The following is a 21,824-nucleotide window of genomic DNA, read 5'->3' as shown; positions in this document are numbered from 1 at the left end:
TTACACCTCGTATGACTCGATACGCGCATCAAATTCTTCTTCTGTCTCACCCGGTAACATAATATGAATCGCTTCTTCATCAAACGTTAAGCCAACGTGTTGACCAGGTTGAGCGCTTTTCGTTGATTGAATAATCCATTCATTACCCGCTTCGTCGAAACAACAAATTTCGTAATGTACGCCTCTAAATAATTGAGAATCCACGACTGCTTTCACTTTCCCTGCTTCTGGCGTCGTAATTTCAATATCTTCAGGACGGATCACTACATCGACTTTCGCATTCGGTTTAAACCCTTTATCGACACATGCATATTCATTACCGTACATTTCAACAACATAATCACGTTTCATAATGCCCGACACAATATTCGACTCGCCAATAAAGTCAGCGACATAACGGTTAATCGGCTCATCATATATATCAGTCGGCGTCCCACTTTGTTCAATCTTCCCTTTATTCATAACAAATATATAGTCACTCATCGCAAGTGCTTCTTCCTGATCATGTGTCACGAAGATAAACGTCTTCCCTAAACGTTGCTGAATTTCACGTAATTCATACTGCATTTCAGTTCTTAACTTTAAGTCTAATGCTGATAACGGCTCATCCAGTAAGATGATTTCAGGCTCATTCACAATCGCACGGGCAATTGCAACACGTTGACGTTGTCCCCCACTCATATCTTTGATTTCACGATGTTCAAAGCCTTCTAACTTTACAAGCTTTAATGCATCCATTACTTTCGTCTGAATATCTTTCTGATTCACTTTCTTAATGCGCAAACCGAACGCGACATTTTCGAATACATTTAAATGTGGAAATAACGCGTAATCCTGAAACACCGTGTTCACACGACGTTTGTTCGCCGGAATATCATTAATACGATTGCCTTCAAAGAATATATCACCATTTGTTGGTTTTTCGAAGCCAGCAATTAATCTTAAGATTGTCGTCTTACCACAGCCAGAAGGTCCTAACAACGTATAAAATTTACCTTCTTCAATTTCAAAATTAATATTATCTAAAACTTTATTGTCGCCGTAAGATTTTGATACATTGTTAAATTGAATAAATTCTTTCATAGCACTCTCCTATAAGTAAGATTCCGTTGCAACGATTAATACACGTGCATCTTTTTTAAATTTATTAAACAGCTGATGCGATTCATTCGCTTTAAAATAAAAGGACTCCCCTTTACGTGCAGTAAATTCCTTTCTTCCGATACGAATACTTGCAATCCCGTCTAATACGTATATGAAACTGTCCGATAGACTCGGTTCAAACTTCTTATATTCAGAATCTGGCTTTAACGTAATAATGACAGGCTCCATATCAAATTCATTCGAATCCGGTACGAGCCACTGAATTAAATAGCCATTATCATATTCATCATAAAATGTTTGTTCCGATTTCGGATAATAAATACGTTGTTCATGCATCTTCTCGTTGAAAAAGTCTGATGGTTCTGAACCTAATACTTCAAGAATATTAAAAAACGTCTCCATAGATGGTGAACATAAATTACGCTCTAACTGCGAAATATATCCTTTTGATAAATCTGTTCGTTCGCCTAGCTCTTCCTGCGTTAAATTCTTTTGTCTTCTTAAATCTTTAATTTTTTTCCCTATATCCATTGCGTCACACCTTAGTTTAATAATTGTAAACATTTTGTTTAGAAGCATTTTTAATATAGCAGAAAAAAAGTCAAAAAACAACAGTCATACTAAATTTTTATGTTATTTTGATACGCTAAATGTCTTTTCATTCGCTTTACGTGCCGCTTGAAAACGTTGTGTCACTAAGTATCCATCATAAGTCGATACTTCTTTAAATGCTTTATAAATTTTATTTTCATCGGACTTCATTGGTGCTACATTTTTAAATGCACGATACACGACTGCATAATCATCCGTGTTCACTTTCGACTCATATGCATCTTCTACTAAAGCAAGAAAATTCACGACATCAATGATTTCTTCCTGTGTCCAGTCCGGATCAATTGGATAACTATAACTCATCATTTGACCTCCGTAAAAAAAGCACTATTCATCTCTGAATAGTGCTTCGTATGTTATTGTATTGCAATTACATTGTGTGGATTGGGCTACCTAATGCAACTTCAGCAGCTTCCATCGTAATTTCACCTAAAGATGGATGTGCATGGATTGTTAAAGCGATATCTTCAACAGTCATACCTGTTTCGATTGCTAAACCTAATTCAGCGATCATGTCAGATGCACCAGAACCAGCGATTTGCGCACCGATTAATAAACCATCTTCTTTTAATGAGATTAATTTTAAGAAACCATCTGTTTCACCGATAGATAATGCACGGCCGTTAGCAGCGTATGGGAATTTAGATGCTTTGAAATCTAATCCTTCTTCTTTCGCCATTGCTTCTGTATAACCTACAGTTGCAAGTTCAGGCTCAGTGAAACATACAGCAGGAATCGCTAAGTAATCTACTTCAGATTTTTCACCCGCAATAACTTCAGCAGCAACTTTACCTTCGTAAGATGCTTTATGTGCTAATGGAGGACCAGCAACGATATCACCGATAGCGAAGATGTTCTCAACTGAAGAACGTCCTTCTTCGTTAACTTCAACTAAACCACGTTCAGTTAATTTAACACCTAATGATTCTAAACCAATTTCTTCTGTGTTTGGACGACGACCTACAGTTACTAAACAGTATTCTGCTTCGATTGTATGCGTTTCGCCTTTCGCTTCATAAGTTACTGTAACACCAGTTTCAGTCTCTTCAGCAGATTTAGCCATTGCTTCTGTTACAATGTCAACACCTTTTTTCTTAAGACCTTTTTTAACCACTTGTGTCATTTGTTTTTCGAAGCCGCCTAAAATGTCTTTCGCACCTTCTAAAATTGTAACTTTCGTACCGAAGTTAGCATATGCAGTTCCTAATTCAGAACCGATGTATCCTCCACCAACAACGACTAAGCTCTTAGGTACTTCCGTTAATGATAAAGCACCAGTTGAATCGATTACACGTTTGTTGAATTTGAAGTTTGGAATTTCAATTGGACGTGAACCTGTTGCGATGATCGCGTGTTTGAAAGTGTATGTTTGAGATGATTTCTCAGTCATAACTTTTAAGTTGTTTTGGTCAACGAAGTAAGCTTCACCTTCAACGATTTCTACTTTATTACCTTTTAATAAAGCACCAACACCGCCTGTTAATTTTTGAACAACGCCGCCTTTGAATTCTTGAACTTTAGAGAAATCAACTGTAACGTTCTCAGCTTTAATACCGAAGTCTTCAGAATGTTTCGCAGTCTCATATTTATGAGAAGCTGATAATAATGCTTTAGATGGAATACAACCTACGTTTAAACATACGCCACCTAAACTACCTTTTTCTACGATTGTTACTTTTTGTCCTAATTGTGCTGCACGAATTGCTGCAACGTATCCACCAGGACCTGCTCCGATTACTATAGTATCTGTTTCAATAGGAAAATCTCCAACTACCATGTGCTTATCCCTCCATTAATAATAATTCTGGATTATTTAATAAACGCTTAATATGATTCATAGCATTTTGGCCTGTAGCACCATCGATTTGACGGTGGTCGAAACTTAATGATAATGCTAATACTGGTGCTGCAACGATTTCTCCGTCTTTAACGATTGCTTTTTGTGCAATACGACCGATACCTAAAATTGCAACTTCAGGGTGGTTGATGACTGGAGTGAACCATTGTCCACCAGCTGAACCTATATTACTAATTGTACATGATGAACCCTTCATTTCGCTAGGAGAAAGTTTACCATCACGTGCTTTTACTGCTAATTCGTTAATTTCATCAGAAATTGCGAAGATTGATTTACGATCTGCATTTTTAACAACAGGTACTAATAAACCACGTTCAGTGTCTGCTGCGATACCGATGTTGTAGTAATGTTTGTGTACTACTTCTTCTGTTGCATCATCTAATGAAGTGTTTAATGCTGGGTAAGCTTTTAATGCTGAAACTAAAGCTTTCACAACGTATGGTAAGAATGTTAATTTCGTACCTTGTTCAGCTGCGATTTCTTTAAATTTCTTACGGTGATCCCATAATGCTTGTACTTCAACTTCGTCCATTAATGTTACGTGTGGTGCAGTATGTTTAGAGTTAACCATTGCTTTCGCGATCGCTTTACGCATTGCAGGAATTTTCTCGCGTGTTTCAGGGAAATCTCCTTCTGGCGCTGCGATTGGTTGTGGTGCTGCTTTTGCTGCTGCTGGTTGTGCTGCAGGTGCTTCTTGTGCTGGTGCCGCTGCAGTTTGTCCACCTTCTAAGTAAGCTAAAATATCGTCTTTTAATACACGACCATTTTTACCTGTACCGTTAACCGCTTTAATGTTAACACCTTTTTCACGTGCAAGTTTACGAACTGAAGGCATTGCAATAACGCGACGCTTTTCATCCACTTCAACTGCTTCTGTTTTCGGTGCGTCTGCTTTTGGTGCTTCTGCAGTTACTTCTTCTTTCACTTCAGCAGGAGCTTCTGATTTCGCTGCTGCTTCTTGTGCATGTGCATCGTCAGAATCGATTGTTACGATAACGTCTCCTAAGTTTGCTACAGTACCTTCTTCAGCTACGATTGTGTTAATCGTACCTGATACAGGTGATGGAATTTCAACTACTGATTTATCATTTTGTACTTCACATAAAATATCGTCTTCTGCAATCGTGTCTCCAGCTGCTACGAACCACTTTACGATTTCACCTTCGAAAATCCCCTCACCAAGAGCGGGTAATTTAAATTCAAATGCCACAATAAATTCCTCCTAAGAATGTATTAATTTATTCTTTATTAATATAAATGATGAAAAGTAACAAAGGCAAAGCATTGTTACTTTTCATGTTGTGCGCGTCAAAGCTTAAATACTAGAATTCTAAAGTCTTTTTAGCTGCTGCAATGATGTCTTCTTTATTAGGTAACCAAACATGTTCAGCTTGTGTAAATGGGTAAGCTGTATCTGCTGCTGCTACACGTGCAATCGGTGCTTCTAATGAAAGAATCGCGCGCTCTGAAATTTCAGAAACAACATTTGCACCAACACCCGCTTGCTTTTGTGCTTCTTGCACAACAACAACGCGTCCTGTTTTTTCAACTGATGCAATAATTGTATCGATATCTAAAGGTTGAATTGTACGTAAGTCGATTACTTCGATTGAGTGACCATCTTTCGCTAATTCTTCTGCAGCTTTTAATGATTCCTGAACCATTGCACCGTAAGTGATGATTGAAAGATCTGTACCTTCTTGTTTCACTGCTGCTTTACCAATTTCAACAGTGTACTCTTCTTCAGGTACTTCTTCACGGAATGAACGGTATAATTTCATGTGCTCTAAAAATACAACTGGATCGTTATCACGAATTGCAGAGATTAATAAACCTTTTGCATCGTATGGGTTTGATGGGATAACAACCTTTAAACCAGGTGTTTGCGCCATTAATCCTTCTAAGTTATCCGCGTGTAATTCAGGTGTATGCACCCCACCACCAAATGGTGAACGAATAACTACAGGAGCTGATTTAGTACCACCTGAACGGAAACTTTGACGTGATAATTGCGCTGCTAACGAATCGAATACTTCGAATACGAAACCGAAGAATTGGATTTCCATAACTGGACGGAAGCCTGTTAATGTGAAACCAACAGCTAAACCACCAATACCAGATTCAGCAAGCGGTGTATCGAATACACGATCTTCACCGAATTCTTTTTGAAGTCCTTCAGTCGCACGGAACACACCACCATTGACACCAACGTCTTCTCCGAATACAAGAACGTTTTCGTCATTTTTAAGTTCAGTTTGAAGTGCATTATTTATTGCTTGAATCATTGTTAATTGTGCCATGACTTACTTCGACTCCTTCTCTTTATAAATTTCATATTGCTCTTTTAAGTTATAAGGCATTTCTTCTGTGTACATTAATTCAATTAATTGTGTCACAGTTTGCTTAGGTGCAGCATCTGCTTCTTTAATTGCATTTTTAATATCTTCTTTTGCTTTTTCGATGATTTCGTTTTCTTTTTCTTCAGACCATAAACCTTTGTTTTCTAGGAACTTACGGAAACGTACTAATGGATCTTTTTTCACCCATTCAGCATCTTCATCTGAAGTTCTGTAACGTGTTGGGTCATCCCCAGCCATTGTATGTGGACCATATCTATACGTAATTGTTTCGATTAATGTTGGACCTTCACCAGCAATTGCTCTGTCACGTGCTTCTTTCGTTGCAAAGTAAACCGCTAAAGCATCCATACCGTCTACAACGATACCCGGGATACCTGCAGCAACTGCTTTTTGCGCTAACGTTTTAGCTGCAGTTTGTTTGCTACGTGGTGTAGAGATTGCGTAGTTGTTGTTTTGAATAACGAATATTGCAGGTGCTTTATACGCAGATGCAAAGTTGATACCTTCATAGAAATCACCTTGTGAAGTACCACCGTCACCAGTGTACGTAATTGCAACAGCTTGTTTACCGCGCTTTTTAAGACCTAACGCAACACCCGCTGTTTGTACGTATTGTGCACCGATAATGATTTGAGGTGCTAAAGCATTCATACCTTCAGGCATTTGTGAACCTAAGAAGTGTCCTCTTGACCATAAGAATGCTTTTGTTAAAGGTAATCCTTGCCAGATTAATTGAGGTACATCACGGTAACCTGGTAAGATAAAGTCTTCTTGTTCTAAAGCATAGTGAGAAGCTAATTGAGATGCTTCCTGACCTGCTGTAGGTGCGTAGAATCCTAAACGACCTTGGCGGTTTAATGAGATTGAACGTTGGTCTAACACACGTGTCCAAACCATTCTCTCCATTAATTCTACTAATTGTTCGTCCGTTAATTCAGGCATATATGCATCATTAACTACATTTCCGTCTAAATCTAATACTTGAACTACTTCAAATTTTTCTTCGATTTCGCGTAAATTTGAAACAGCATCGAATGGGGCTTTTTTATTAAGAGCCATTCTGTTCACCAAACCTTTCGTTTATGTTTTAATTACATCATCTATCATATCACACATGTGTACTACAGATAAAGAAAAAGATTTTACATAAAAAACAGCGTCACAACAAGGGTTGTGAACGCTGTATTACCACAATATCAAAACTGTTATATATCAGAAAGCGTTTTCAAATTTACAATATTTGCAGTATATTTACGCTTCGTTTAATGTCTTTACAATTGGCTTTCTTGCCTGATCCACTTCGCGCTGTGCTTTCGTATAATCATCCGTTTTCTTCTGGAATCCTTCATATAACTTCGTCACAGCAGCAATCTTTTCATTTACAACTGCTTTATCAATCGTATCTTCTTTTAAGTAATCAAATAAAGCCTGCTCCTGTTTTAGGATTTCATGATATGCTTTCATTAATGAATCGTGCTTGTTGTACTTTTCATCTAAAGCTGTAACAAGTTTCTCAACTTGTTGTTTTTGTGTTTTATCATCGACTGATTTTGCTTCATCTTTAGCATCATCATATGTTTTCTTTGATTGCTCCATCACTTTAACTTCTTTGTCAGCGGCAGCTTTACGTTTATCTGTATTTTTCGTTAAATCTTCAGCAATACCTTTAAGCTGGTCTAGTTTTGCTTTATCAACTTTATTAAATAATTGAAGTTTGTCGTTTTCTAATTTTTCAAGCTCGCTACTTGTTTTTTCAATATCTTTTTCAATTTTACTACTTTCTTCTACTTGATTATAAAATGCTTCTAAGTTGGCTGTCTTATTCGAACATGCAACAAGTAATACCATTAAGCTCATCATAATGGCAATTTTAAATTTTTTCATGCGTCAATTCCTCCTCTATTCCTGGTTATTATGTTATCCCTTTTCCCTTTTTATTTCAATGTATATAATGCAAACCTACGCGTAATCTGATATATTTTAAAGTAATAAAGGAGTTGTTGTTATGTTAACGATGAATGATATTATAAGAGACGGACATCCGACATTAAGAGAAAAAGCACAAGAAGTCGCATTACCGTTATCAGATGAAGACCGTAAAACCATCGATGATATGTTATCATTTTTAAAAATGAGTCAGGATGAAGTATTAGCAAAAAAATATAAGTTGAGAAGTGGCGTCGGTATTGCAGCACCGCAAATCAACGTGAGTAAACGTATGCTAGTGATTTACTTCTTTGATGAAAAAACAAATCAATATGTAGAACATCAGTTAATCAATCCGAAAATTGTCAGCCACAGTGTTGAGAAAGCCTATTTACCGACCGGTGAAGGCTGTTTAAGCGTTGATGAAAATATTCCGGGACTAGTACATCGTTATGCACGTATTACAGTAAAAGCATTTAAACCAGATGGAACAGAAGTAAAACTACGTTTAAAAGATTTTACTGCCATCGTCGCTCAACATGAAATCGATCATTTAAATGGTGTAATGTTTTATGACCATATTAATAAAGAGCATCCAATGGAAGTACAACCGAATGCCATTGCAATTCAATAGAAAAGGTGAACCAGTTTGTTTTGGTTCACCTTTTTTACGTTGTAGGAATATCAAGCTGTCGAGTAAGTGTTAAACTTTATTTGTCGCTTACTCGCTACTATTAATCTATCAATTTATAATGTTGAAATGCTTTCGTTAACCCTTCTGAATGGACATCATCTGTTACATAATCCGCGACAGCTTTTAATGCATCAACACCGTTCCCCATAACAATTCCAAGGCCGACTCCTTCAATCATTTCAAGGTCATTCGCACCGTCACCAATAGCAATACAATCTGCTATCGGGATATTTACTGCTTCACTTACTTTCTTGATCCCTTCAAATTTAGATCCACCTGCAGGAACAACATCACGACTAACTTCATGCCAACGAATAAATTTAATCTTGTCGTATTGGTTATCGTACTTTACATCTTCATCTACTGTGTTGAAGATTAACGTCTGATAAATTGGTTTGTCTATATAGAAATCCGCTTCATGTCTCGGATGTTCAAACTTTAATGAACCCATACTTTCTTTAATATGGTCATGATATTCTATATTGGATACCATTTCGTGTTCATTCAGAAAGACTAACGGATGACCATTCGCTGCTGCATCTTTTTCAAGCTGCTGTAATGTCGCTAAATCTAATGGATTTTCATAAATCACTTTTCCGTTCATTTTTGCAAATTGACCATTAAATGAAATATAGTTCTCAATTCCTGTTTCGTTTAACACATCCTGCAACATAAACGGTGCACGTCCTGTCGCAATCGCGAGAATATGTCCCTTCTCTTTTAATTTTTGAAGCGTTAATTTCGTAGCTTCACTCATTACTTTATCATCATTATAAAGCGTACCATCAATATCAAAGAATATTAAATGCTGTTTCATCATTATGCCTCCGACCATTTATTTAATTTTAGTGTACCTTTTTCTACGCTTTAATTCAAAAATGTATTATTATATATAAAAGAAGTTGCATGCAAAGACTTTACACTACTATATTAATTCATGTAAGATAATAGTACTTATACATTTAATATAAATGTCTTGTACGGTTTATGTTTAGCCCTAGACTTCTAGGGCATTCTTTATGTATATAAAATTTGAGGAGGCTATTGATCAATGGCAATTTTTAAAGTATTTTTTCAAGAAGACAAAAGTGAAGTAATTATTCGTGAGAACACTAAAGTTAAATATTTCGAAGCTGTAAGCGAAGAGCAAGTAAGAAGATATTTATTAGATCGTCCTTATAACATTGAATTTGTTCAGGAATTAAAAGGTGCTCACCTTGAGTACGAACAAAAAGCTGAAAACTACAGCGTGGAGACTATCTAAATGAAGCCTTTACAAACGAATGAAGTCGGCGTATTTGCCCTCGGTGGTATGGGTGAAATCGGTAAGAATACTTACGCCGTTGAATATAAAGACGAAATTATCGTTATTGATGCAGGTATCAAGTTTCCCGAGGACGAGTTACTTGGTATCGATTACGTCATTCCTGACTATACGTATTTAGTACAGAATCAGGAGCGCATTAAAGGGTTGTTCATCACACACGGTCATGAAGACCACATTGGTGGCGTACCTTTCTTATTAAAACAATTAAATATTCCGATTTATGGCGGCCCGCTAGCATTAGGGTTAATTCGTAATAAATTAGAAGAACATGGTTTACTGCGTACTGCAAGTTTAAATCCGATTACTGAAGATAGTGTGTTTGAATTCAAACATTTAAAAGTCTCATTCTATTTAACAACACACTCAATTCCTGAAGCTTACGGTGTAATTGTAGATACACCTGAAGGTAAAATTGTGCATACTGGAGATTTCAAATTCGACTTTACACCCGTTGGAGAGCCAGCTAACATTGCAAAGATGGCACATTTAGGTGAAGAGGGCGTATTATGTTTACTTTCAGATTCAACGAACGCCGAAGTACCTAACTTTACAATCAGTGAACGTGAAGTCGGTCAAAATGTTGAACAGATATTTAGAAAATGTACAGGTCGTATTATTTTTGCGACATTTGCATCAAACATTTATCGTGTGCAACAAGCGATTGAAGCTGCCGTAAAATTTGATCGTAAAATCGTAATATTCGGTCGTTCAATGGAAAACAACATTAAGATTGGTACAGAACTTGGTTATATTAAAGTACCACCTGAAACATTTGTAGAAGCAAATAAAATTAACAGTATTCCAAAGCATAAATTATTAATTTTATGTACAGGATCACAAGGCGAACCGATGGCAGCATTATCTCGTATTGCGAATGGAACACACCGTCAAATTTCGATTATCCCGGATGATACGGTTATATTCTCATCTTCACCGATTCCAGGGAATACATTAAGTGTTAACCGTACTATCAATGCATTGTACAAAGCTGGCGCTGACGTTATTCATGGTAAATTATCAAATATCCATACGTCAGGACACGGTTCACAAGAAGAACAAAAATTAATGCTACGTTTAATGAAACCGAAATACTTTATGCCAATTCATGGTGAATATCGTATGCAAAGTTTACATGGCCAATTAGGTGTGGATTGTGGCGTACACCCTGATAACGTGTTTATTCATGAAAATGGTGATGTACTTGCTTTAACGAAAGATAGCGCACGTTTTGCCGGACGCGTAACATCAGGTAACATATTAGTGGATGGTAGCGGAATTGGCGATATTGGTAATGTCGTGATTAAAGACCGTAAAATCTTATCTGAAGAAGGATTGGTTATTGTCGTTGTAAGTATCGACTTCAATACAAACCAATTATTAAGCGGACCGGACATCATCTCTCGTGGATTTGTGTATATGCGTGAATCAGGTCATTTAATTTATGATGCAAGTCGATTACTGAAAAAGAAAGTCATCGAAAAATTAAATTCAGGTGAAGATTTAGAATGGCATCATATTAAAAATGTGATCTCTGAAACATTATCACCATATTTATACGAAAAAACGAAACGTAAACCAATGATCTTACCGATGATTATGGATGTTAACAAAAATAATGAACAATAAAAAAAGACCCGGCTGGGTCTTTTTTTATTGCGTTGACAATTGGTGGGTAATGAAAGTGAATCCGGCTGTATTTTTCGAATAAAGCCGCGTGCTCTGACACAATAACCAACAATAAGCGGTAGTATTACCAAAATACTACCGCTTGCGCCTTCTCACTACCCACTACGCGCTATAAACACTATCTAATCATTAATAATCTTCTTCTCAAATCGGTTCAGATCGTTGTCATGGCCGATCATAATCAGAATATCACCATTCTCAATTTCAACTGTTGGGTCTGGTGATACGATAATATCTTTACCACGTTTCACGGCGATAATATTAATCCCGTAATTCGCGCGAATGTCCATTTCTAATATCGTATTGCCTGCAAGGGTTTCACCCGCACGTATTTCCACGATTGAATGCTGATCCGATAACTCTAAATAATCTAACACTGAAGCACTTGCTACATTATGTGCGATACGTCTTCCCATATCACGCTCAGGATGTACGACAGTATCAGCCCCAATTTTATTTAACACTTTTGCATGATAATCATTCTGTGCTTTAGCAGTAACTTTCTTAACACCGATATCTTTTAATATTAATGTCGTCAATATGCTCGCCTGAATATTATCACCAATCGCTACGATGACATGATCAAAGTTACGAATCCCTAAACTTTTCAATACATTCTCATCTGTCGTATCTGCAATCACGGCATGTGTCGCGATATCTGCATATTCATTTACACGTGCTTCATCTGAATCGATGGCCATAACATCCATATCTAACGCATTTAATTCTTTAACGATACTGCCACCAAATCGGCCTAATCCAATGACTACGAATTCTTTCTCCATATTACCCCTCCATTATTTCTTCTTCCCTTTAACATATTCTTTATCAAATACGAATAGTCTCAATAATAAATATAAAGAAGGGAGTAATAAAAGTAAACCTAAAATAAACACAACGACTAATGCAAAGGCCATCGTATCATTGACGACTGCTTTATCGATATTAACATATGGATATAAAATGTACGGTAACTTCGATAATCCGTAGCCATAAAATGCCGAAGCAAACTGTAAAATAACCATAATTAACGCAATTTCGATATGTTTCTCAAAATAATACAATGCAAATGCAATCAGGAAAAATACTATACTTAAACCAAATATCCACCAGTATTGACCTGTCGCCACTTCAAAGTGAGATTGATTATGCTGACGTAAACTTAAGAACGTAAACTGACAAATAATCAACATCGGTAACGCCCAGATTAAAAACCACGTACGAATTATTTTATAGGCAGCGAAATCTTTCGCTTTATGCGCATATACTGTTAAAAATGCTGATGAAATATACAACACTGAAATGATACATAAAAATACGACACTCCATGCAAACGGACTCATCAGTAATTCAAACCACTTTAATTCGACACCTTTAGCCGTCTTCGTAATAAAGCCACCTTCAGATATTGTGAGTACTGTCGAAAAAGCTGCTGGAATTAATAAGCCCGAAATACCGTATAAGGCAACCCATGCAAGCTTAGAATCTTTACCATACGTTTCAAATGCATAAAACGAACCACGAATTGTTAACAACAATAACGCAACACTCACAGGTAGTAATAACGTTGATCCGAAATAATATGCTGTGTCAGGGAAGAATCCGACAATTCCAACGAAGAAGAACACTAAAAACACGTTTGTAACTTCCCACACTGGATTTAAATAACGCGAAATGACATCACGCAATTCATTCTCCTGTCCTGTGACTTTCGCATACAGAATAAAGAATCCTGCACCAAAGTCAATCGCACCTAAAATAAGGTATCCGAATAAAAATGTCCATAACACTAATATGCCGATATGTTGATAATCCATTATTCGGTACCTCCTTTAGCATATTGTTCAACATCAAGTTGTGCTGGTTTATCTTTATACATACGTATCAATACGTAACAACATGAGAACCCTAATATTAAATAAAGGACACCAAATGCTACGAGCACTAAACTTACACCATCTGCATGCGTCGCACCTTCAGCGACTTTCAAATAGCCGCGTAACAACCATGGCTGACGTCCCATTTCTGCAAGGAACCATCCAAATTCAATCGCTAACATACATAACGGTCCGCATAACGCAATAGCATAGAGCATCAGCGAACTCGTTGAAACTTGTCGTTTAACTTTATGCATGATGACATACAACACACTTACAGCGAAGCTAAACATGCCGAAGAATACCATTAAATCAAAGAAATAATGAATAATTAATGGCGGTTGCTCATCTTTTGGAATTTCATTTAACCCTTTTACTTTCGTATCAAAGCTATTATCCGCTAAGAAACTTAACATACCAGGAATTTTGATCGCACCTTTTACTTCCTGTGTCTTCTCATCAAGAACACCAAACAACACTAAATCTGCTTTACTTTCACTTTCAAAATGCCACTCCATTGCTGCCAATTTCTCTGGTTGTGCATTGTGTAAAAATTTAGCTGATAAATCTCCCGCTAATATTGTTAATAAACTAAAGACGAGTCCGACAATCATCGCCATCTTTAATGCTTGCTGATGATAGCCTTTATCTTCAGGGAACTTATTACGTAATAATTTTACCGCTGCAACACTCGCTATACAAAACGCAATCGTCATCCCACCCGTTGTTACGACGTGGAATGAACGTACGAAAAATGATGCATTCAACATCGCCTGAATTGGATCAATATCCACTAATACGCCATTTTTCACTTTAAATCCTTCAGGTGTGTTCATAAAAGAATTCACACTCGTAATAAATAACGCACTCATCGTTGAACCGATAATAATCGGAATATTTAATGCCCAGTGTGTCCATTTATTTTTAAAGCGGTCCCACGTATATAAATAAATACTTAAAAATATCGCTTCAAAAAAGAATGCGAATGTTTCCATAAATAACGGTAACGCGATGACTTGTCCACCGAGCTGCATAAACGATGGCCAAAGCAGTGATAACTGCAAGCCGATAATTGTCCCAGTAACAACACCGACTGCTACTGTAATTGTAAATGTCTTCGCAAAGCGGCGCGCCATTGCGGTGTATTTCGCATCGTTATACTTGATGCCTAATCCTTCTGCAATCATGATCATTAACGGCATACCGACACCAATCGTCGCGAAAATAATATGAAAACCTAACGTCATTGCGGTTAGCAATCGACTCATAACTATACCATCCATCATGTTCCTCCTTTTGTGATTGTACTCACATTTATTTAAGTTTAATATACTCATAGTTGAATATAAAGCAATATGACCGCTTGTTTTGTGACAAATATGTGAGCAAAATTGATAAAATAGAATGCCAGAAATGGATGAAGATTGATAGGCCATACGTTTGAAGCTATAATGAAGAATATCATTGATGAAAGGAAACATAAGATGAACATTGAAATTTACACTCAAGATGCATGCCCGCCGTGCACATTTATTAAACAGTATTTCGATAACAAGAACATACCGTACACAGAAAAAAATATTAAACATATGCCATATAAAATTGAAATGATTGATTATGATGCGATGAGTACACCTTTAATTAAAATCGACGACCAATTATTCTATACACCTGATACTGAAGCTATTGCACAATATTTGGATACGCACCATGCTTAAAACATTGATGTTTGAGATAATCGACCGTTTCGGTAAATCACTCGTACCTTATTTTCATCGTGCACCATCACACGTTCAGATGAATGAACTCAATTTAAAGGGCTTGAAATCAACGCATGACGCGCCATTATCAATCGTTCATATTTCAGATTTACATATCGGATTTCAATATGATTATGATGATCTGATCACGCATATACAGTATATTAATGCATTAAACCCGCATATTGTTGTCATAACTGGTGATTTATTTGATAATATCGCCAAATATAAAGGGGATCCGAAACAATATATTCCGTTACTGAAGACGATACAGGCATCTCTCGGGACATATTTCGCCTATGGAAATCATGATCAACGTAATCCGTTAACGCATGATATCGCCGCTATATTACGTGATAGCAACATTGAAGTGTTAACGAATACCGGACAGTTCATTCATTATGACGGAGAACAAATTTACCTTTGTGGTACTGATGATATTATTAATGCTTCCGGGAATATTGAACAGGCATTAAAAAATAAACAAAACAAACAATGTTATACGATTGCACTTGTGCATGAGCCCGATTACGCGGATTTCGTCAAAAAATTTGACGTGGATTTACAACTTTCCGGCCATAGTCATGGCGGTCAAATTTATATCCCGATTATCGGTGCACCGATTCGTCCCTCACTCGGCCGTAAATATTTGAAAGGTTTGTATCGCTTAAAATATCGACGACATGTGATGTATTTACACGTATCAAGAGGACTCGGGACAACGCATTTACCAATACGCTTCTTGTCGAAGCCACAAATTACGAAGATTAATATAAAATAACAAAAAAAACTGAGCAAATCATTGATCTGCTCAGTTTTTTGTTATTTATAAGTAAGCATCCACTAATGCAACAACTTCTTCCTGTGTTGCACAGTTTAATGCTTGTTCTGCAACTTTCGCCATTTCAACCTGGCTTAAGTTCTTAATTTGACGACGCGCACGTAAAATACTTGTCGCACTCATTGAGAACTCATCTAAACCTAAACCTAATAATAATGGAATCGCAGTAGTATCTCCTGCCATTTCTCCACACATACCTGTCCATTTACCCTCTTTATGACTTGCGTCAATCACTTGTTTCACTAAACGTAAAATCGCTGGGTTATATGGCTGGTAAAGATAAGAAACACGTTCAGACATACGGTCTGCTGCCATCGTATATTGAATTAAGTCATTTGTTCCGATACTAAAGAAGTCCACTTCTTTCGCGAATACATCAGCCATTGCAGCTGTTGACGGAATCTCAACCATAATACCTAATTCAATGTTATCGCTAAACTTAATATTTTCTTTCGTTAAGTTTGCTTTTTCTTCTTCTAACATCGCTTTAGCCGCACGGAATTCATTAATCGTTGCAATCATCGGGAACATAATACTTAAGTTTCCGTGAACAGATGCACGTAATAATGCTCTTATTTGTGGTCTAAAGATTTCAGGTTGTGCTAAACATAAACGAATTGCTCTGTAACCTAAGAACGGATTCATTTCTTTCGGTAAGTTTAAGTATGGTAACTCTTTATCTCCACCGATGTCTAACGTACGTACAACAACACGTTTACCGTCCATAGCTTTTAATACTTTCGCATATGCTTCGTATTGCTCATCTTCAGACGGCATATTGTCGCGACCCATGTATAAGAATTCAGTACGGTATAAACCGATACCTTCAGCTCCATTATTAATGACACCTTCTAAATCTTCAGGTGTACCAATGTTCGCTGCTAACTCCACATGTTTCCCTTCAGATGAAACAGTCTTATCGTTCACAAGTTGCTTTAGTAATTCTTTTTCTTCAATAAATGCAGATTGCTTTTGTTTATACGCTGTAATCGTTGCCTCGTCAGGATTGATAATCACTTCACCAGCGATACCATCAACAATTACGAAATCACCTTGTTTCACTTGTTCAGTGACGTTCTTCGTTCCAACAACAGCTGGAATTTCTAATGAACGGCTCATAATTGCAGAGTGAGATGTACGTCCACCAATATTAGTTGCAAAGCCTTGCACAAATTGTTTATTAAGTTGCGCTGTATCAGAAGGTGTTAAATCTTCTGCAATAATCACTACAGGCTCATCAATTAATGTTGGGTTCGGTAATGTCACACCTAAAATATGAGATAATACGCGTTTAGATACGTCTTTAATATCTGCTGCACGTTCTCTCATATATTCGTTGTCCATCGATTCAAAAATCGTAACGAAGTTTGTTGAAACTTCAGTTAATGCACTTGCTGCATTAGATTGATTGTTTCTAATATTCTCTTCAATCGGGTTAATAAGTTCTGGATCTTCTAACACTAATAAATGCGCATCAAAAATAGCCGCTTTATCCGCACCTAATGCAACTTCTGCGTTATTTCTGATTTGCGTTAATTCTACTTTTGATTGATTGATTGCAGCTTTAAATTTCTCAACTTCAGCGTCTACATCTGATACTTTGTCCGCTGAAAAAGATAAATCCGGCTCAATCATCAAATATGCTTTCGCAATGGCAACACCGTCAGATGCACCAATACCTTGTAAATGTGTCATTATTTACTTAAACCTTCTTTAACTAATACGTCAGTAATTGCTGCAATCGCTTCTTTCTCATCTGAACCTTCAGCGAAAATTGTGATTTCAGCATCTTTACCTACACCTAAACTCATTACACCCATAATTGATTTTAAATTAACTTTTTTAGCGTTGTATTCTAATTGAATATCAGATTCAAATTTACTTGCTGTTTGTACTAACATCGTCGCTGGACGTGCATGGATACCTGTTTCGTCGATAATTACGTAAGATTGTTGTTCCATAATAAATAATCTCCTTTAGTTGCATATGCAACAGTTTATTTTTATATATAACTTTATAGTCTATACGATGAATAATATATCAGATTAACCGTTTAACTTCAATCAAATGACTGTATTATTACAAACATTTGTGCCTTGAATACGAAAAGTGTCTGAAATTTGTAAAATTTATATATAATCAAACAATTTTGTAAACGATTACATTAACTCTCTTGCTACTTTTTCACATTTATCGATATGCGCACTACCGAGTCGCTTCATCATGTAATAACTAATCGTACCTGAAACGGCCTGTCCAATAACAGGAACCCATTTCGATTGTTTCAATACTTCACGACGTAACAACGTTTTAAATAGGATTGTTACTAAGCCAGTCGTAATCTTCTTACCGATGAAATCACTACCTGTCTTGGCAGCTGAGAACATGATCTTCTGTTTCATCTCATCTGTGTAACCACTTACTTGTTTATGACTTAAACCATATTCAGCGTTAATTTGTTCGATAATATCTGTCATTAATTTCATATCCGTCGTAACATCTAAACCTGGAATAGGTACAATCGCTGCCGCAGAACTCATTAACGATTTATTATGAATCAGTTTTTCAGCGCGTTCTCTGCGCTCAATTAAATCTGCTTCACTTTTCGGCAATTGATTGACTACTGTTTTTGATTGATTTTTATTATAATCAGTGACGGCATTTGTCGCCATTGAAATTGCTGAATTTAATAATCCCATGTTTGTTCACCTCAACATAATTTATCAATAATATAAAAAGCTATAGCTATTTATTCCCTAATCTTTATTTTTTAATCAATATTTTATGAAGGCAGAATTTTAACCGTTATCACTTTTAAATATTTAGATGGTTTATATTTATCAGTCGTTTTGAAATCTTTCGGTAAGCCCATCACTGATTCAATTTCATATTGGCATAACGGCGATAATGTCTCTTCAATCATCGCTTTAAATTGCTTTAATTGTATGTTTGACGCATTCGTCGAAAGTATCAAATAGCCATTGTAATTGACTAACGGGACTGCCGCTTCAATTAACTCATGATAATTATCTTTAACTGAGAATACTTTCTTCTTCGTTCTCGAAAAACTTGGCGGATCAATAACAATACAATCAAACGTCTTTAAATGACGCGCAAAGTATTTCAGTGCATCGAAAGCGTCAAGGGTATAAAATGTTTGATCTTCAAGCGCAATATCATTAATCGCAAAGTTCTGTTCCATTAATTCAATCGAACGTTTCGCAATATCGACATTCGTCGTATGATATCCGTTTGTTGCTGCTGCGACTGAAAAACCACCGGAATAGGCAAATAAATTTAAAAATGCATTCCCTTTTGTATTCAGTTTAAGTAATTTCTTACGCACATCACGTTGATCGAGGAATAAACCAGTCATCGCACCGTCCGTTAAATCAATCATATAGTTTAAATTATTCTCTAAAATCATGATTGGGAATTCAACTTTTTCTTCTGTGATTTGATGCGTTGATACATTTTTGTCGTATCTTAACTTTTCAAAAATACTTTCATAGTCAAACACTTGCTTTATCGCTTCAACAATTGCAGTCTTATACTGATAAATACCTTTTGAATACCACTGGATGAGTAAGTGTCCTGCATAGTTATCAATCGTGAAACCACCGAGACCGTCCCCTTCGCCATTATACAGTCGGAATGCGTTCGTATCCGTTGCATTAAACAATGATGCTCTGAATGATTTCGCTGCTTCAAATAAATTAACGAAATACGCTGTATCTAACGTCGTGACATAGGCAGGATCTACTTTCCAGCCGAAACCACGATTTTGTAAGCCGCAGTAGAACGTGCCTAAATGTTCAGCTGTATCGGACTGCACTGAGAACAATTCACCTTCATTAATATCATCTTTCTGGTAAATATCATCATTTTCTAATAATAAATAACCTTGTTTAAACTTTTCTTGTTTGTTCTTTTTGAGGGTTACTCGTTTCATCGTCGATCTCCTTTTTATTCATTATTTATTACTATAACACAGAGGCCATCTGAAATGCGTTTAGGACCGAACAAAAAAAGGTAGGTGACACTGAGTGCACCTACCGTGAATCATTTATATTCGGAAAAATAACGCCCATCCCCATGGTTGTTGTTTACACTTTAATTATATACTGAATTGTTGTAGTACACAATATAAATTTCACAATTTTAAATCACGTTGTTTTATATCACATAGATTAATAACGTTTGCGAATGTGAAGGAAATACAGCGGCATCGTAAAGATAAACATCAGGATTAAGATTGGCGGGATGAACAGCGCTAAATTAATACCTTTAAATAACATTAAGTAAATCGATGTCACAATCTTAATCGATAAAAATGAAATCGCAAACAGCTGACCAAAATAGCCTCTATCTTTCATATAAATTCTAATCGTGAAATAAATATAAGCGATAATAACAATTAATAACCCAAATAAATTAATCCATTCATAGAAGTACTGCATTTTTACGACATTGAATTTACTCGCTTCAAATAATATATTACGGTTGTTCAGTTCTATTAATGTAATAATAAACATTAAACCACTGAACAACAATTCAATTTGAAATACTTTCAGCCATTTCGGACGCTTTAACCAGCCTGGAATGTCTTCTTCCTGCAAATTGATTGTGCGTTTCATGGATTGCATGAACTTGTGGTATGTACGAACTATCTTCTCATCAAGTCGCATCGATGTTGACGATAAACGTTCAATCGTTGAATTCGTACCGTCCTGCAATTTACGATTCAATTGGAAGTCTTTCTTCTTACTGCGTCGAGATAATGGTTCATCTTGTGCTTTACCATGTAATGTACGCTTTAAGAACACGTAGTTCACCAAACATAACGTTGCAAGCACTAATAACGTAATGAAATAAAAATTAATACTCATCACATCAAGCGCCGTCACTTTATCTTTATTTAAGTTGTCGTACACTGCAAGTTGCGTCATAAAATATGCAATGGCATAAATCGCAATTAACACCAGAAAATGAAACTTACGATAATTTGCATTCAGTTTACGACGATTGATTGTAAAGTATACGAGTGCAGCGAAAAATAATAAATATAATAAAGAAAAAATACCGTATACTTCAAATAAAAAGATACTGATAGCTACAAGTATTAAGCTTGCAGTCATTAAATAAAAATATGCAATCGTCTTATCGAATATCGTTGTCTCCTTTAATTTGCGGGATACGAATATAAATGTAAACCCGACTACAATCAAAGCGATACCATACAATAAAGGGAAATGACTAATATAATGACTTAACAATTTGATTAGTTCAAAAATATATATATTAATGAAATCAAAAAAGTTATACATATGTAGCTTATTGACCGCAATATCTTTAAAGTGCGCGATCTGGTTGCGGTGATAAATAATAAATGCGCCGAGTAAAATACTGACCGCTGCAAGTAAATACCCGATTAATATTTCGAAATGCTTTTTAATCCAGTTCATAATTCCACCTCATTTTCATTATATGAAAATATAGGATAAAAGTCTTATAAAATTAAAAAAATCATCCTTAAGTATGACCATGTTTATTATTATCAATCTCGGGAATACATATATTATCAAGTATGAGGAGGAATCAACATGACTGATAAATATGAAGCATTAAAACAAAACGCAGAACAAGCGAAAGAGGAAGCGACTGATCAAGTTAATGATCAAGCACAACAATCTAAAGATGATTTAAACGAAGGTATCGAACAAACTAAAGAAGATGTTCAAAAAACATTAGAATAATAAAATTCACCCACTAGATTTTA

Annotated in this window: 23 protein-coding genes; 6 read left to right on the top strand and 17 right to left on the bottom strand. The window is 36.1% G+C overall.

What is annotated here, in order from left to right; genetic code table 11:
• The 8 genes from OCL94_RS07600 to OCL94_RS07565 form a co-directional block, all read right to left on the bottom strand.
• A complete protein-coding gene (locus OCL94_RS07600) occupies positions 1-1,083 on the bottom strand; it encodes an ABC transporter ATP-binding protein (RefSeq protein ID WP_262996153.1) in 1,083 nt (360 codons plus the stop codon).
• Positions 1,084-1,092: 9 nt separating this feature from the next.
• Positions 1,093-1,635: a helix-turn-helix domain-containing protein gene (locus OCL94_RS07595; protein ID WP_262996151.1), complete on the bottom strand. Its 543-nt coding sequence runs from the start codon at positions 1,633-1,635 to the stop codon at positions 1,093-1,095.
• 102 nt (positions 1,636-1,737) lie between these two features.
• Positions 1,738-2,019, bottom strand: coding sequence for a UPF0223 family protein (locus tag OCL94_RS07590; protein ID WP_262996150.1), 282 nt, complete (start codon positions 2,017-2,019; stop codon positions 1,738-1,740).
• A gap of 67 nt (positions 2,020-2,086) precedes the next feature.
• Positions 2,087-3,493: a dihydrolipoyl dehydrogenase gene (gene lpdA / locus OCL94_RS07585; RefSeq protein WP_262996148.1), complete on the bottom strand. Its 1,407-nt coding sequence runs from the start codon at positions 3,491-3,493 to the stop codon at positions 2,087-2,089.
• Positions 3,494-3,497: 4 nt separating this feature from the next.
• Complete coding sequence (locus OCL94_RS07580; protein ID WP_262996146.1) at positions 3,498-4,784, bottom strand: dihydrolipoamide acetyltransferase family protein; 1,287 nt, start codon at positions 4,782-4,784, stop codon at positions 3,498-3,500.
• Between the two features lie 112 nt (positions 4,785-4,896).
• Entirely contained in the window at positions 4,897-5,874 is a 978-nt protein-coding gene (locus tag OCL94_RS07575; RefSeq protein WP_262996144.1) for an alpha-ketoacid dehydrogenase subunit beta, read from the bottom strand.
• A 3-nt stretch (positions 5,875-5,877) separates the two neighbouring features.
• On the bottom strand, positions 5,878-6,993 hold the full coding sequence (pdhA, locus tag OCL94_RS07570; protein ID WP_262996142.1) for a pyruvate dehydrogenase (acetyl-transferring) E1 component subunit alpha: 1,116 nt from the start codon (positions 6,991-6,993) through the stop codon (positions 5,878-5,880).
• A gap of 192 nt (positions 6,994-7,185) precedes the next feature.
• Positions 7,186-7,818 carry a YkyA family protein gene (locus OCL94_RS07565; protein ID WP_262996140.1) on the bottom strand — a complete coding sequence of 211 codons (633 nt, stop codon included), beginning with the start codon at positions 7,816-7,818 and terminating at the stop codon, positions 7,186-7,188.
• Positions 7,819-7,939: 121 nt separating this feature from the next.
• Between OCL94_RS07565 and def the strand changes: the two genes are divergently transcribed.
• A complete protein-coding gene (def, locus tag OCL94_RS07560; RefSeq protein WP_262996138.1) occupies positions 7,940-8,494 on the top strand; it encodes a peptide deformylase in 555 nt (184 codons plus the stop codon).
• A 100-nt stretch (positions 8,495-8,594) separates the two neighbouring features.
• Here def and OCL94_RS07555 read toward each other — a convergent pair whose 3' ends face one another.
• A complete protein-coding gene (locus OCL94_RS07555; protein WP_262996136.1) occupies positions 8,595-9,371 on the bottom strand; it encodes a Cof-type HAD-IIB family hydrolase in 777 nt (258 codons plus the stop codon).
• 234 nt (positions 9,372-9,605) lie between these two features.
• Here OCL94_RS07555 and OCL94_RS07550 point away from each other — a divergent pair, with 234 nt between their 5' ends.
• Positions 9,606-9,818: a DNA-dependent RNA polymerase subunit epsilon gene (locus OCL94_RS07550; RefSeq protein WP_262996134.1), complete on the top strand. Its 213-nt coding sequence runs from the start codon at positions 9,606-9,608 to the stop codon at positions 9,816-9,818.
• Positions 9,819-11,507 carry a ribonuclease J1 gene (gene rnjA, locus OCL94_RS07545; RefSeq protein WP_262996132.1) on the top strand — a complete coding sequence of 563 codons (1,689 nt, stop codon included), beginning with the start codon at positions 9,819-9,821 and terminating at the stop codon, positions 11,505-11,507.
• 182 nt (positions 11,508-11,689) lie between these two features.
• Here the strand turns inward: rnjA and OCL94_RS07540 are convergent, their stop codons facing one another.
• From OCL94_RS07540 to OCL94_RS07530, 3 genes are read right to left on the bottom strand one after another with little or no spacing between them, the layout of a single operon-like run.
• The gene (locus OCL94_RS07540) at positions 11,690-12,352 is read right to left on the bottom strand and encodes a potassium channel family protein (RefSeq protein WP_262996131.1); all 663 of its coding nucleotides are present in this window, start codon (positions 12,350-12,352) and stop codon (positions 11,690-11,692) included.
• Between the two features lie 12 nt (positions 12,353-12,364).
• Positions 12,365-13,384, bottom strand: coding sequence for a cytochrome d ubiquinol oxidase subunit II (locus OCL94_RS07535; RefSeq protein WP_262996129.1), 1,020 nt, complete (start codon positions 13,382-13,384; stop codon positions 12,365-12,367).
• Positions 13,384-14,727, bottom strand: a complete 1,344-nt coding sequence (locus OCL94_RS07530) for a cytochrome ubiquinol oxidase subunit I (RefSeq protein ID WP_262996127.1) — start codon at positions 14,725-14,727, stop codon at positions 13,384-13,386. The genes OCL94_RS07535 and OCL94_RS07530 overlap by 1 nt, the downstream gene beginning before the upstream one ends.
• 168 nt (positions 14,728-14,895) lie before the next feature.
• On the opposite strand from OCL94_RS07530, the gene OCL94_RS07525 reads away from it, so the two are divergent.
• Together OCL94_RS07525 and OCL94_RS07520 are read left to right on the top strand one after the other, a co-directional pair.
• Complete coding sequence (locus OCL94_RS07525; protein WP_262996125.1) at positions 14,896-15,162, top strand: glutaredoxin family protein; 267 nt, start codon at positions 14,896-14,898, stop codon at positions 15,160-15,162.
• A complete protein-coding gene (locus tag OCL94_RS07520) occupies positions 15,155-15,985 on the top strand; it encodes a metallophosphoesterase (RefSeq protein WP_262996123.1) in 831 nt (276 codons plus the stop codon). The genes OCL94_RS07525 and OCL94_RS07520 overlap by 8 nt, the downstream gene beginning before the upstream one ends.
• 45 nt (positions 15,986-16,030) lie before the next feature.
• On the opposite strand, the gene ptsP is transcribed toward OCL94_RS07520, so the two are convergent.
• The 5 genes from ptsP to auxA form a co-directional block, all read right to left on the bottom strand.
• Complete coding sequence (gene ptsP / locus OCL94_RS07515) at positions 16,031-17,740, bottom strand: phosphoenolpyruvate--protein phosphotransferase (protein ID WP_411268492.1); 1,710 nt, start codon at positions 17,738-17,740, stop codon at positions 16,031-16,033.
• On the bottom strand, positions 17,740-18,006 hold the full coding sequence (locus tag OCL94_RS07510; RefSeq protein ID WP_262996121.1) for a phosphocarrier protein HPr: 267 nt from the start codon (positions 18,004-18,006) through the stop codon (positions 17,740-17,742). The genes ptsP and OCL94_RS07510 overlap by 1 nt, the downstream gene beginning before the upstream one ends.
• A gap of 198 nt (positions 18,007-18,204) precedes the next feature.
• A complete protein-coding gene (locus OCL94_RS07505) occupies positions 18,205-18,744 on the bottom strand; it encodes a DUF697 domain-containing protein (RefSeq protein WP_262996119.1) in 540 nt (179 codons plus the stop codon).
• An 83-nt stretch (positions 18,745-18,827) separates the two neighbouring features.
• Positions 18,828-19,997 (bottom strand): class I SAM-dependent rRNA methyltransferase, encoded by a 1,170-nt coding sequence (locus tag OCL94_RS07500; protein ID WP_262996117.1) that lies wholly within the window; start codon positions 19,995-19,997, stop codon positions 18,828-18,830.
• A gap of 238 nt (positions 19,998-20,235) precedes the next feature.
• Positions 20,236-21,510 carry a lipoteichoic acid stability factor AuxA gene (gene auxA / locus OCL94_RS07495; protein WP_262996115.1) on the bottom strand — a complete coding sequence of 425 codons (1,275 nt, stop codon included), beginning with the start codon at positions 21,508-21,510 and terminating at the stop codon, positions 20,236-20,238.
• A gap of 138 nt (positions 21,511-21,648) precedes the next feature.
• Between auxA and OCL94_RS07490 the strand changes: the two genes are divergently transcribed.
• Entirely contained in the window at positions 21,649-21,801 is a 153-nt protein-coding gene (locus OCL94_RS07490) for a hypothetical protein (protein WP_262996113.1), read from the top strand.
• Positions 21,802-21,824: the final 23 nt, after the last annotated feature.

Origin of the sequence: Macrococcus capreoli (genome assembly GCF_025628935.1) — a bacterium.
GTDB classification, from domain to species: domain Bacteria; phylum Bacillota; class Bacilli; order Staphylococcales; family Staphylococcaceae; genus Macrococcoides; species Macrococcoides capreoli.
The sequence above is the reverse complement of the archived record's forward strand: the minus strand, read 5'-3'. Positions and strand labels throughout refer to the sequence as shown.